The sequence below is a fragment of the Pseudarthrobacter sp. MDT1-22 genome (assembly GCF_054511035.1).
The window spans coordinates 18320-32129 of the sequence record NZ_JBTNDK010000034.1; the positions used below are offsets into that span (position 1 = coordinate 18320).

General features: G+C 64.5%; 7 protein-coding genes. 6 read left to right on the top strand and 1 reads right to left on the bottom strand.

Annotation, left to right across the window (positions count from 1 at the left end; all coding sequences use genetic code 11):
* Positions 1-48 precede the first annotated feature (48 nt).
* From glgX to ACX80M_RS18780, 3 genes are read left to right on the top strand one after another with little or no spacing between them, the layout of a single operon-like run.
* Positions 49-2160 carry a glycogen debranching protein GlgX gene (gene glgX / locus ACX80M_RS18770; protein ID WP_252610861.1) on the top strand — a complete coding sequence of 704 codons (2112 nt, stop codon included), beginning with the start codon at positions 49-51 and terminating at the stop codon, positions 2158-2160.
* Between the two features lie 18 nt (positions 2161-2178).
* The gene (locus tag ACX80M_RS18775) at positions 2179-2664 is read left to right on the top strand and encodes a guanyl-specific ribonuclease (protein ID WP_252599706.1); all 486 of its coding nucleotides are present in this window, start codon (positions 2179-2181) and stop codon (positions 2662-2664) included.
* Between the two features lie 8 nt (positions 2665-2672).
* Positions 2673-3029 carry a barstar family protein gene (locus ACX80M_RS18780; RefSeq protein ID WP_252599705.1) on the top strand — a complete coding sequence of 119 codons (357 nt, stop codon included), beginning with the start codon at positions 2673-2675 and terminating at the stop codon, positions 3027-3029.
* Positions 3030-3089: 60 nt separating this feature from the next.
* Here the strand turns inward: ACX80M_RS18780 and glgP are convergent, their stop codons facing one another.
* On the bottom strand, positions 3090-5708 hold the full coding sequence (glgP, locus tag ACX80M_RS18785) for an alpha-glucan family phosphorylase (RefSeq protein ID WP_252599704.1): 2619 nt from the start codon (positions 5706-5708) through the stop codon (positions 3090-3092).
* A 152-nt stretch (positions 5709-5860) separates the two neighbouring features.
* Here glgP and ACX80M_RS18790 point away from each other — a divergent pair, with 152 nt between their 5' ends.
* The 3 genes from ACX80M_RS18790 to ACX80M_RS18800 are packed head-to-tail and all read left to right on the top strand — an operon-like array spanning position 5861 to position 13444.
* Positions 5861-7942, top strand: coding sequence for an alpha-1,4-glucan--maltose-1-phosphate maltosyltransferase (locus ACX80M_RS18790; RefSeq protein ID WP_459310146.1), 2082 nt, complete (start codon positions 5861-5863; stop codon positions 7940-7942).
* Positions 7939-9735, top strand: a complete 1797-nt coding sequence (gene treS / locus ACX80M_RS18795; RefSeq protein WP_252567160.1) for a maltose alpha-D-glucosyltransferase — start codon at positions 7939-7941, stop codon at positions 9733-9735. The genes ACX80M_RS18790 and treS overlap by 4 nt, the downstream gene beginning before the upstream one ends.
* A gap of 1 nt (position 9736) precedes the next feature.
* Entirely contained in the window at positions 9737-13444 is a 3708-nt protein-coding gene (locus ACX80M_RS18800; RefSeq protein WP_252599703.1) for a 1,4-alpha-glucan branching enzyme, read from the top strand.
* The last annotated feature ends 366 nt before the right edge of the window (positions 13445-13810 follow it).

A 13810-nucleotide genomic window follows, 5' to 3' on the forward strand; every position in this document is an offset into this window, starting at 1 on the left:
AAAAGCGCCGGTGCAGCTCAACAGCCGTTGGCCGCTACCATGGACGTGATGGTCATGCCGCTTTTCGATACCGCTTCCACCAGGGATGCCTCTTCGGCATATCCGCTAGGTGTCAGCGTCCCGCGCCCGGGATCGGGAGCGGATTACGGCGTGCAGTCCAGCGCCAACGTCGCCGTGTACGCCCCGGCCGTGGAGAACCTTGAGATTGCCTACAAGGCCCCGGGCAGCGAGTGGCATCTGCAGACCCTGCCCAATGTCACGCACGGCGTGCACCATGGAATTGTTGAGGATTTCCCGTACGGATCGCTGTACGGTTTCCGTGCCACGTCCAAGGCGGACCCGTTGCCGCTGGCGGTCCCCATCGTGGACCTGGACGACGACGGCGGGCAGCCTCTTTTGCTCGATCCTTACGGCCGGGCGGTGGACCAGCGGGAGGGTTTCCTGACGAGCGTCCGGATGGCCGGCGATTTTGACTGGGGCACCGACGAACGTCCCCGGACGCAGTGGCGGAACACCATCATCTACGAGGCTCATGTCCGCGGCCAGAGCATGCTGCATCCCGATGTCCCCGAGGAGCTGCGTGGCACCTACGCCGGAATGGCTCATCCGGCCATCATCGAGCATTTCAAGAGCCTGGGCATTACCGCTGTCCAGCTGCTCCCGGTGCACTTCCACCTCGATGAGCTGCACCTGCAGAACCTCGGCCTGACCAACTACTGGGGCTACAACACGGCCGCGTTTTTCGCACCGCAGGCAGCCTATGCGACGCAGGCGGCGCGGGATGCCGGACCGCACGCCGTCCAGGACGAGTTCAAGGGAATGGTCAAGCTGCTCCACGCGGCAGGGCTGGAAGTGATTCTCGACGTCGTCTACAACCACACTGCCGAGGGCGGCCCGGACGGCCAGGCCATTAGCTTCCGCGGACTCGGTGAGGACACGTACTACAGAACGGATGGCCACGGGAAGTACATCGACACTACGGGCTGCGGCAACAGCCTGAATTTCGGCCAGCCCAGGGTGGTCCAGTTGGTGCTGGATTCCCTCCGGTATTGGGTGGACGAATTCCACATCGACGGCTTCCGTTTCGACCTGGCCGTGACGCTCTGCCGGAACGCGGACAACGAGTTTGATCCCCGCCACCCGTTCCTGGTGGCTGTGGCCGCCGATCCCGTGTTGTCTGACGTAAAACTGATCGCCGAGCCCTGGGACGTCGGCTATGGCGGCTGGCAGACGGGACGGTTCCCGGGCGGCTGGGTTGACTGGAACGACCACTTCAGGGACGGCGTCCGCTCCTTCTGGCTTGCCGACCGGGCGGCCATCGAAGCCGGCGGGCAGGGCGGGTCCGTGGCGCGGCTGGCTGATGCCCTGTCCGGGTCTGCCGGGCTCTTTGAAGCGTCGGGCCGTTCCAGGCTGGCGTCGGTCAACCTCATCACGGCACACGACGGCTTCACGCTCAACGACCTTGTGTCCTACGACCGAAAACACAACGAGGCGAACGGCGAGCAGAACCGGGACGGGCACGGGGACAACCGCAGCTACAACCACGGTTTCGAAGGCCGGAGCGAGGACGAGAGCATCCTGGCGCAGCGGTCGCAGTCCCGACGGAACCTCATGGCGTCCCTGTTGATTTCGCTCGGTGTGCCCATGATCACCGCCGGCGACGAGCTGGCACGCACGCAGCAGGGAAACAACAACGCCTATTGCCAGGACAACCCACTGGCATGGCTCGACTGGACGCGTACGCCGGAATCCGCAGAGATGCTCCGCAGCACAAAGCGCTACGTCCGGCTGCGCAAGGAGTTCCTGGCAAGCCAACCCCATGATTTTCCCTCTCGGGATGAGCAGTCCTATATCTACTGGTTTGATCACGCCGGACAACCCATGTCCATGGATCAGTGGAATGATCCCCGGCACCGGGTCATGCAGCTCCTGCTTGGCTCGGACGACGGCACGCTGGCGGGCCTCGTAGTGGTCAACGGCAGCGGCTCCGACGTGAACATCACCCTTCCGGAACTCAAGAACGACGACGGAACGCCCCGCAGGATGTTCGAACTCCGGCTGACAACGTCGCCGCTTCACGAGCTTCGACAGGGCAGCCGCGTGGCGTCCGGCGAGACGGACAGCATCGAGGCGAACTCGATTAACATCTACCGCACGTAACTGCGGAGGGGACCAAAATTGCGCAACCGCTCCATTGCCCTGCTGCTGACCGGGCTGCTGGCCATAGCGGCGTTCGCTTTCGGCGGCCCCGGGCTCCTTGAGACTCTAACGGGAAGTACGACGCCGGCAGCCAGTTCCAGCGCGGCCCCGGTCCCGGGCGCTCCCGTCCAGGGTCCTGCGGAGGTTCCGGCCCCGGCGGTAGTCCCCGCCAACCCGTCCGGGTTGCCCGCGATCAAGGAATCCCAGCTGCCGGCCGAAGCGCGGACTACCCTCGCTGCCATCCGTGCCGGCGGCCCCTACGGCTACAGCCAGGACAACAAGACGTTCGGCAACTTCGAGCGCATTCTCCCGCGGCAGGGCTCAGGCTATTACCGCGAGTACACCGTGCCCACCCCGGGTGAATCCGACCGGGGAGCCCGCCGCATCGTCACCGGCGCCGAGGGCGAAAAATACTACACGCAGGACCACTACGACTCGTTCAAATTCATCGCAGAAGGCGGCTGAACACCCTCATGAAAATTTACTCCGCCGACACCTGGACCATCGAAGAACTTCAGGAACAGGTTGCCGACGACGGCCGCCGCAGCCTGGTGGTCCCCGCCGCCGACAGCAAGAAGGCTGTCCTGGAAACCTTCGGCGGAGTGCTCGCCTTTCCTGAACATTATGGCGTGAACATGGACGCCCTGAACGACTCCCTGCACGATTTCGCGGACAGCATCGGCGAGAACGGTAGCGCGCCGGTCACAATCCTTTGGCAGGTGGCCGCGGCGTTCCGGGGGGACAGGTCCTTCGGGATCATCTGCGAGGTCCTCCAGGATGCCGAAAGCTACGCCGGCCGTGACCTCGCGGTCACGGCCGTCCTCCTGTAACTAACGTCGACAACCGCCGCGCAGTTGCCACAAAACGAACGCCGGATATCTGGAAACGGATCAGGCGTTGACGATCAGCCCCAGCTCCGCCTTGGAAGCCAATGCCTCGTGCCGTGGCAGGACGCGGACGGTGTAGCCAAAGGGACCGGAGCGGTCGATGACCAGCGAGCCGCTGAACAGGTGGCGCCCCTCGCCCAGGTCCTCTTTCGAGTTCAACTCCATCAGGGTGACGTCCGCCAGGGTGTCGCTTTCCTCGGCACGGCCATAAGCCACCTCCACGGACACGTCCTCCGGTGAGAGGGTGTGCAGCGCGATGTAGGCGTTCACCTGCAGGGTGTCCCCGATCTGCGGGTCCTCGGAAACGCCCACGGAGTCCACATGTTCGACGTGCAGCAGAGGCCACGCCGAACGTACCTTGGCAGTCCATGCCGCCAGCACACGGGCCTGGGCGTAGGAGTTGGCAACGGCCCTGCGTCCGGCCTCGGCGGCGGGCCGGTAGAGCACGTTGACGTAGTCGTGCAGCATGCGCTCCGCGGAAACGGCCGGTCCCAGATGGGACAACGTGTGCTTGATCATTGACACCCAGTGCGTCGGGACTTTCTCGGTGCCCGTGGTGGACGGTCCGGCAGCACCGGCGCTGTCAGACACCGTGTTCCCGTAGAAGCGTGGCGCCACCTGGGTTTCCAGGAGTTCATACAGTGCCGCGGCCTCGATGTCGTCCCGCTCTTCGGGGGACGCGTCATTGTTGGCGGTGGGGATCGCCCAGCCGTTCTCGCCGTCGTACATTTCATCCCACCAGCCGTCCATCACAGAAAGGTTCAGCGAACCGTTGATGGCGGCCTTCATGCCCGACGTACCGCAGGCCTCCAGGGGGCGGAGCGGGTTGTTGAGCCACACGTCGCAGCCCGGGAACAGCGTCCTGGCCATTGCGATGTCGTAGTTCGGCAGGAAGGCGATGCGGTGGCGGACCTCGGGGTCGTCCGTGAAGCGGACCAGGTCCTGGATCATCTTCTTCCCGGCATCATCTGCCGGGTGGGACTTGCCGGCGATCACCAGTTGGATCGGGTGTTCCGGATGCAGCAGCAGCGCCTTGAGCCGGTCCGGCTCGCGAAGCATCAGCGTCAGGCGCTTGTAGGTGGGGACGCGCCGGGCGAAGCCGATGGTCAGCACGTCGGGGTCCAGAACGTTGTCGGTCCAGCCCAGCTCGGCGTCGGCGGCGCCGCGCTTCTTCCACGCAGCCCGGAGCCGGCGGCGTACGTCCTCCACCAACGCTGTGCGCATTTCACGGCGCAGCGCCCAGACGTCGGCATCGCTGACGTTGTAGGCAAGGTCCCAGCGGCCCAGGGCTTCGGCCTCGGTGCCGAACTGTTCCCTCGCGAGCTGGGAGATGCGCCCGTCGACCCACGTGGGCACGTGCACGCCGTTGGTGACGGACGTGATGGGCACCTCGGAGTGGTCGAACCCGGGCCACAGGGCCGAGAACATCCCGCGGGATACCTCGCCGTGGAGCTTGGCGACGCCGTTGGCCCGCTGTGCCAGCCGGAGTCCCATCACCGCCATGTTGAAGACTGACGGGTTGCCGTCGGCGTAGTTTTCCCGGCCCAGTTCCAGGATCCGGTCCACGGGTACCGCGGGCGCAAGCCCGGCCTGGAAGAAGTGGTGGATCTGGGAAATCTCGAAACGGTCGATGCCGGCGGGAACGGGAGTGTGGGTGGTGAAGACCGTGGACGCCCGGCCGGCGGCGAGGGCTTCGTCGAAGCTGAGGGCGGCGTCGCCGGCCATCAGTTCCTGGATGCGCTCAATCCCCAGGAAGCCGGCATGGCCCTCGTTGGTGTGGAACACCTCGGGCGCGGCGGTTCCGGTGAGCTGCTGGTACGCGCGCAGCGCCTTGACTCCGCCCATGCCCAGCAGGAGCTCCTGCTGCAGCCGGTGGTCTCCGCCGCCGCCGTAGAGGCGGTCGGTGATGCCGCGCGCGGCGTCGTCGTTGCCGGGAACGTTGGAGTCCAGCAGCAAGAGGGGAACGCGTCCGACGTCGGCACGCCAGATGTGTGCCAGCAGCCGGCGCCCGTTGGGGAGCGGGAGTGAGATCTGCAAAGGCCGGCCGTTGCCGTCGGCGGACGGTTCACGAAGCAGAGTGAGGGGGAGGCCGTCAGGGTCGAGTACCGGGTACGTTTCCTGCTGCCAGGCGTCGCGGGAGAGTGACTGCTTGAAGTAACCAGCCTGGTACAGCAGGCCAACGCCGATCAGGGGCACACCCAGGTCCGAGGCGGCCTTGAGGTGGTCGCCGGCCAGGATGCCCAGGCCGCCGGAGTACTGCGGCAGGACTTCGGTGATGCCAAATTCGGGGGAGAAGTACGCGATGGCGGCCGGGGCATCCTCGCCCAGGCTCTGGTACCAGCGGGGCTGTTCAAGGTACCGGTCAAGGTCCTCGGCGGCGGCGCGGACCTGGTTCACTACCGAGGGGTCGGCGGCGAGGCGCTGGAACTCTTCGCGGCTGACCCGGCCCAGGAAACTGACGGGATCCTGGCCGGATTCCTCCCAGATGCGGCGGTTCAGGCCAGCGAAAAGTTCACGGGTGGGCCGGTGCCAGGACCAGCGGAGGTTGGTGGCCAACAGGGCCAGCGGCCTGATGGGTTCCGGGAGGACTGTTCTGACGGTAAATCTGCGGATTGCCTTCACCTGCGCCACACTAACCGACAACATCAACGTCTGGAACTGCTTTGGCTTTCTTTTAGGTAAATGACAGTTGGCGTGGCGGATAAGTCGAATCGCCGCGACAAAAAGCAGCGCAGGCTTAGCAATCTGGACCATTTCTCGCTAACGTCGAGCCTGTGACGACTAACTCAGTAACCCCTGCCGCCTCAAAGAAAAAGCCGAACGGCCAAATCACCGACGGGCTAAGAATTGGCCGTTTTCCGATCACTGCAGTGCAGCCTGTGGTGGAGAGTGGGAAGTATCCTGCCAAGGCCCTGCCGGGGGAGGGAATTGTGGTGGGCGCCACGGCCTTCCGGGAGGGGCATGACCAACTGGGTGTCAGCGCGGTCCTCCTGGATCCCCGCGGGAAGGAACGCCAGCGCGTCAGGCTGGCGCCGCCCAGGGGGGAACGCGGCCTCGGTACCGACCGCTGGGAGGGCATCCTCACGCCGTCGGCCGTTGGAAACTGGACGTTTTTCATCGAGGCCTGGCACGACCGCTACGGAACCTGGCACCACAACGCCGAAGTCAAGGTGGCGGCAGGCATCGACGTTGAGCTGATGCTCGCCGAAGGATCGGCGCTGCTCTCGGAGGCGGCCGCCGACGCCTCCCGCAATGCGTCGGACCGGCGTACCCTGCGCATGGCGTCTTCCATTCTGGGCAACGGGTCCCTCACCGATGAGGAGCGTCTGGCAGCCGGCTTCGGCGCGGACGTCGCCGCCGTGGTGGACCGCCAGCCGATCCGCGAACTGATCACCGTTTCCGAGCAGTTCCCGCTGCTGGTGGAGCGCGATCTCGCAGGCCGTGGAGCCTGGTACGAATTCTTCCCCCGGTCCGAAGGCGCCGTCAGGGACGCCACCACCGGGGCATGGACGTCCGGGAATTTCAGGACCGCGGCGAAGCGGCTGGACGCGGTGGCGGAAATGGGCTTCGACGTTCTCTATATGCCGCCGATCCACCCCATCGGTATCCAGCACCGAAAGGGCCCCAACAACACCCTGATTGCCGGCCCGCATGATCCCGGCTCGCCCTGGGCCATCGGCGCCAAGGAGGGCGGCCACGACGCCATCCACCCGGAACTGGGCACGTTCGAGGACTTCGACGCCTTTGTTGCCCGCGCCAACGAACTGGGCCTGGAAGTCGCCCTGGACCTGGCGCTGCAGGCCGCGCCGGACCACCCCTGGGTGCAGTCCAACCCGGAATGGTTCACTACCCGGGTTGACGGGAGCATCGCGTACGCGGAAAACCCGCCCAAGAAATACCAGGACATTTTCCCGCTCAATTTCGACAATGATCCGGAAGGGCTTGCGAAGGAAATCCTGCGGGTCGTGTTGCTGTGGGTCAGCCATGGCGTGAAGATCTTCCGGGTGGATAATCCGCACACCAAACCGGTGTGGTTCTGGGAATGGATCATTGGCCAGGTCAACAAGAAGACCCCTGGCGTAGTGTTCCTCGCGGAAGCGTTCACGCGCCCTGCCATGATGCACGCCCTGGGCCGGGCGGGCTTCCAGCAGTCCTACACCTACTTCACGTGGCGGAACACCAAAAAGGAAATCGAAACCTACTTCACGGAGGTCAGCCACGAGTCGCCGGCGTACTTCCGGCCCAACTTTTTTGTCAACACGCCGGACATCCTCACGGAATACCTGCAGTTCGGCGGTCCGGCGGCGTTCAAGATCCGCGCCGCATTGGCCGCCACCGCCAGCCCCCTGTGGGGCGTTTATGCCGGCTACGAACTTTATGAGCATGTTGCCCGCCCCGGCGCGGAAGAGTACATCGACAACGAGAAATTCGAATACAAAGCCCGTGACTGGGACGCTGCCGCTGCCTCAGGCCGGACCCTGGCGCCGTACTTGACCAGGCTCAACGCAATCAGGCACAACCACCCGGCGCTGCTGGACCTGCAGAATCTCACGGTCCACCACAGCACCGACGACGCCACGGTGGTGTACTCCAAGCACAAGACCCTGCCGGACGGCACCAAGGACACCATCATTGTGGTGGTCAACGTTGATCCGCACGCCATCAGGGAGAGCACTATTTCACTGGATCTGGCTGCGCTGGAACTGGACCCCGAGGATCTGTCGCCCAACGGCGGGTTCCGGGTGGATGACCTCATTTCCGGTGAATCCTGGGAATGGGGCGAATACAACTACGTCCGCCTGGACGCGCACGTTGAACCCGCCCACATCCTGAGCGTGAGGAGATTGCATCAGTGAGCTTTAACCCGCAGAGTTCCAGCCAGCATTTCACCCCCAAGAGCACCTTTGAGCTGAACGCCCCTGGCCTGGCCCACGATCCGCTCTGGTATCGGAAAGCTGTGTTCTATGAGGTGCTGGTGCGGGCCTTCGCGGATGCGAACGGCGACGGTTCGGGCGACTTCTCCGGCCTGATCGACCGGCTGGACTACCTACAGTGGCTTGGCGTGGACTGCCTGTGGCTGCCGCCGTTCTTCCAGTCGCCGCTGCGTGACGGCGGCTATGACATTTCGGACTACAACTCCGTCCTGGATGAGTTCGGGACCATCAGCGACTTCAAGCGGCTCGTGGCCGAGTCCCATGCCCGCGGCGTCCGGGTCATCATTGACCTGCCGCTGAACCACACCTCGGACCAGCACCCCTGGTTCCAGGAATCGCGCAAGGACCCGGACGGTCCCTTTGGCGACTTTTACGTGTGGAGCGACACTGACGAGAAGTACCAGGACGCCCGCATCATCTTCGTGGACACGGAGGAGTCCAACTGGACCTTCGACCCCATCCGCCGGCAGTTCTTCTGGCACCGCTTCTTCAGCCACCAGCCTGACCTGAACTTTGAGAACCCCAAGGTCATCGAAGCGCTCTTTGACGTGGTCCGTTTCTGGCTGGACCAGGGCATCGACGGTTTCCGGGCGGACGCCATCCCGTACCTCTTCGAGGAAGAGGGGACCAATTGCGAAAACCTGCCGGCCACCCATGACTTCCTGCGCAAGCTGCGGGCCATGGTGGATGAAGGCTACCCGGGCCGCGTCATCATCGCCGAGGCCAACCAGCCGCCCAACGAGGTGGTGGAGTACTTCGGAACAGCGGAAGAGCCCGAATGCCATATGGCCTTCCATTTCCCCATCATGCCGCGCCTCTACTACGCCCTGCGGGACCAGAAGGCCGCTCCGATCATCGAGACCATGCATGACACCCCGGAGATCCCCGAAGGGGCGCAGTGGGGAACGTTCCTGCGCAACCACGATGAACTGACGCTGGAGATGGTCACGGCCGACGAGCGTGCGGCGATGCTGGGCTGGTATGCCCCGGACCCCCGGATGCGCGCCAACATCGGGATCCGGCGCCGGCTTGCACCGTTGCTGGATAATTCCCGGGCCGAGATCGAACTGATCAATGCCCTGCTGCTGTCACTGCCTGGCAGCCCGTTCCTGTACTACGGGGACGAGATCGGCATGGGGGACAATATCTGGCTCGATGACCGCGATGCTGTGCGCACCCCCATGCAGTGGAACCCGGACCGGAACGCAGGATTCTCCAACGCTGATCCCGGCAAGCTCTACCTGCCGGTCATCCAGTCGCTGGTGTACAGCTACGGCATGGCCAATGTGGAAGCCGAGGCCGCCCACTCCGGTTCCCTGCTCCGCTGGACCCGGCAGATCCTCAGCGTCCGCAAGAACCACCCTGCCTTCGGGCTGGGCGCGTTCAAACATGTCGAAGCCGACCACGACGCCGTGGTGGCGTATCTTCGCGAACTGTCGGATGACAACACTGCAGGGCTGCCCGGCGAAACCATTCTGTGCGCCTTCAACCTTTCGCAGCACCCCGTCGCGGCAAAACTGCGGATTCCGCAGTTTGCCGGCCGCGGGCTGCGCGATGTGTTCGGGGGTCAGCCGTTCCCCGGGATCGACGACGACGGATCACTGACGCTGACCCTGGGAAGCCATGATTTCTTCTGGCTACGGGTCCGCTCGGCGACGTCCAATCCAGCCTCCCCGTACACGCAGGCACTGCCCATCCTGTCCATCGAGAACTGACATGGCCCAGCCCACCCTCACAGCCCCACTAAGCGCCGTCCTCCGCGAATGGCTTCCGCGCCAGCGGTGGTTCCCCGTGAAGACAGCCGATTTTTCGCTGGAACAGGCAGGCAGCCTGAGCCTTGAAGATGCCGCCGGGCAGGCCCGGCTGGAGATCTTCCTGCTGGCTGTTTCCTCCCGGACGGCCGACGGCGGTCTCCGGACTGACGTGGTCCAGGTCCCGCTGAGTTACCGGGCAAGTCCGCTTGCCGGAGCGGAGCGGGCACTGGTAGGCCAGGCTCCCGAGGCCGGCATGGCCTGGATCTACGACGCCGTTCACGATCCATCCTTTGTGTCCTCCTGGCTGGAGCTGATCCGGTCCGAAGCGGGCTCGAACACGGGCTCGGCGACGGGCCACCGCACCCGGTCGGAGCACCGACTGCCTACCGCCCACGGAATGGTCAAAGTCCTGTCCGGCGAGCAGTCCAACAGCTCTGTCATTGTTGACGACGGCGAGTCCGCGGCGATCGTGAAATTCTTCCGTGTCCTCTCCGAAGGGATCAACCCTGAGGTCGAGGTAGGGGCGGCACTGACGGCCCAGGGCACCTTCGAGGTTCCGGCCACGCTGGGGTGGGTCCGCGGGGAATGGCAAGCGCCGGCGTCATCGGGGCTCCCGGCACAGGAGCCATCGCAGGGCGAGCTTGCCGTAGCCCACGAATTCCTCGCCGGCGGCCGCGATGCCTGGCGCCTTGCCGTGGATGCCGCGCGCACCGGTGCTGATTTCACCGCCGAGGCGCATGCCCTGGGCGCTGCCACAGCCACAGTCCACCGGCGGCTGGCGGAAGCACTCGGCACAGCGGTTGAACCGGCCCCGGGTCAGCTCATTGCGCCAGGAGTAGCCCAGCGGGTCCGGCAGGCATGGGCGGAAGCCAGTGCCGCCGTCGGGCCTTACGACGACGCGCTAGGGGCTCTGCTTGGCGAGCTCGACGGCGTGCCCGCAGGGCCGCTGCAGCGGATCCACGGCGATCTCCACCTCGGCCAGATCCTGCAGGTCCCCGGCCACGGCGGCCAGCCCGGCCGGTGGGCCATCCTTGATTTTGAAGGTGAGCCACTGCGGCCCATCGCCGAACGCAACTTCCCCGATGTTCCGCTCCGGGACGTGGTGGGAATGCTGCGTTCCTTCGACTATGCGGCAGGCGCGGCGGAACGCGAATATCAGGGTGCGCGCGTTCCGGCGTCCTGGGTCGATGATTGCGCGGACGCGTTCCTTGCCGGCTATGCCGCAGTCACACCCGGCACCATCGACCGGACTTCACCGCTCTTTGTGGCATTGTGGCTGGACAAGGCCCTTTATGAAGTCGTATATGAATTGCGGAACAGACCTGACTGGCTGGCCATTCCAACGAATGCGTCCAGGCGTCTCCTCAGCGTTAAAGGCTCCGGCGATCAGGCCGGAGCAGCATCGGAAGGTATGAAAATGACAGGCTCAGCACGTACAGACCGGCCCCGGGTGCCTCTTCACGTGGACCCGGACACGTTGGCCCGCGTGGCGAACGGCGAACACCACGCGCCGCACTCAGTGCTCGGCGCCCACCTTGACGACCACGGCCATGTGACGGTCCGAACGCTTAAGCACCTCGCGGAGGCAGTGAGCGTGGTGACTGCCGTGGGCTCAGTGCCCATGACCCACGAAAACAACGGGGTATGGGTGGCAGTCCTCGAACCGCTGCAGGCCGGCCACGTCCCCGACTACCGGCTGGAAGTCACCTACGCCGGTGCCGCGCCCCTGACGGTGGATGAGCCGTACCGTTACCTGCCCACCGTGGGTGAAGTGGACCTGCACCTGATCGGCGAGGGCAGGCACGAGAAGCTCTGGGAAGTCCTGGGCGCGCACGTCCAGCACTACAAGTCCTCCCTCGGCGATGTTGACGGCGTCTCCTTTGCCGTCTGGGCACCGAACGCGCAGGCGGTCCGCGTCAAAGGTGACTTCAACGCCTGGGACGGCCGCGAAAATTCGCTCCGCTCGCTGGGATCCTCGGGCGTGTGGGAAGTCTTCCTTCCCGGCGTTTTAGCAGGGGCGTGCTACAAATTCGAGATCAAGTCCAAGAGCGGGCACTGGGTCGAAAAGGCGGACCCCTTGGCCTTCGGCACCGAAGTCCCGCCGCTGACGGCGTCCCGGGTGGTGGAACCGTCCTACGTTTTCAAGGACGCCGAATGGATGGCGGCACGCGCCCAGCGTGACCCGCACAATTCGGCGATGAGCGCCTACGAGGTCCACCTCGGATCCTGGCGCCTTGGCCTGGGCTACCGCGAGCTCGCCAAAGAGTTGGTGGACTACGTCAAGTGGCTGGGCTTCACGCACGTTGAGTTCATGCCCGTGGCCGAACATCCCTTCGGCGGCTCCTGGGGCTACCAGGTGACGTCCTACTTTGCGCCGACGTCGCGCTTTGGCCATCCGGACGAATTCCGGTACCTGGTGGATTCCCTGCACCAGGCCGGAATCGGCGTGCTGCTGGACTGGGTTCCGGCGCACTTCCCCAAGGATGCCTGGGCACTGGCTCAGTTCGACGGCGAACCCCTGTACGAGCACGCCGACCCGAACCTGGGCGAGCACCCTGACTGGGGAACGCTGATCTTCGACTTCGGCCGCACCGAGGTGCGGAACTTCCTGGTGTCCAACGCGCTGTACTGGCTTGATGAGTTCCACATCGACGGACTCCGGGTTGATGCGGTGGCCTCGATGCTGTACCTGGACTATTCGCGCGAAGACGGGCAGTGGTCGCCCAACCGCTTTGGCGGACGCGAGAACCTGGAAGCCATTTCCTTCCTCCAGGAAGTCAACGCCACCGTCTACAAGACCCATCCGGGCGCGGTGATGATCGCCGAAGAGTCCACGGCTTTCCCCGGTGTCACCGCCCCCACAAGCCACGGCGGCCTGGGCTTCGGGCTCAAGTGGAACATGGGCTGGATGCACGACTCCCTCAAGTACGCCTCCGAGGACCCGATCAACCGGAAGTGGCACCACGGTACGTTGACGTTCTCGATGGTCTACGCGTTCACCGAGAACTTCCTGCTCCCCATCAGCCACGACGAAGTAGTGCACGGCAAGGGCTCCATGCTCCGGAAGATGCCGGGGGACCGCTGGCAGCAGCTGGCCAACCTGCGCGCCTTCTTTGCCTACCAGTGGGCGCACCCGGGCAAGCAGCTCATTTTTATGGGCACCGAATTCGGCCAGGAGGCTGAATGGTCCGAGCAGCATGGACTGGACTGGTACCTGGCCGACATTCCGGCGCACCGCGGATTGCAGCTCCTCACCAAGGACCTCAACGAGCTCTACAGCTCGACGCCGGCCCTCTACGCTCGGGACAACGAGCCCGGTGGTTTCCAGTGGATCAACGGTGGGGACGCCGACCGCAATGTCCTGACGTTTGTCCGCTGGGACAAGGACGGCAATCCGTTGGTGTGCGCCGTTAACTTCTCCGGCGGGCCGCATGTGGGCTATGTCCTCGGCGTTCCCGCTGCCGGGGCCTGGACCGAAGTGCTCAACACTGATGCTGCGGCCTACGGCGGTTCAGGTGTTTTGAATGGCGGCGAGCTGATTGCCCTGGACGAAGGGCTTGATGGCCAGCCGGCATCGTTGACCGTGACGCTGCCGCCCCTGGGTGCGGCGTACTTCAAACCCGTTCCCTTGGCGGCCGGCGGACCGAAAAGTGTGAACCCGCTCTCTTAAGTGCGCGGCGAAAAGCCCGGAATTCCTTGAGATTCCGGGCTTTTTGCCGCCCTCAGGGTGGGGGTTCAGGGGGCTGTTCGGGGCTTGGTTGGCCATCCCGGCAAAGTGGTGGTAGAGTTTATTTCCGCGCTGCTCCACGGAGTCAGACCGAAAAAACCGACACGAAAGCCTCAGGCTGAGAACGTCGCGGATGCCGGTTTGACAAGAGTGAGACCAGCGGGTAAGTTTGAAAAGTTGCTCCGGAGCGATCCACGGCCGATATGTTGGTTGTGGTGGTGCCGGGTGTGTCTGTTGTTTGAGAACTCAATAGTGTGCCAAGTTTGTTGATACCAATTTATTGTATTGAATTGGTTGAATTGACTGGAT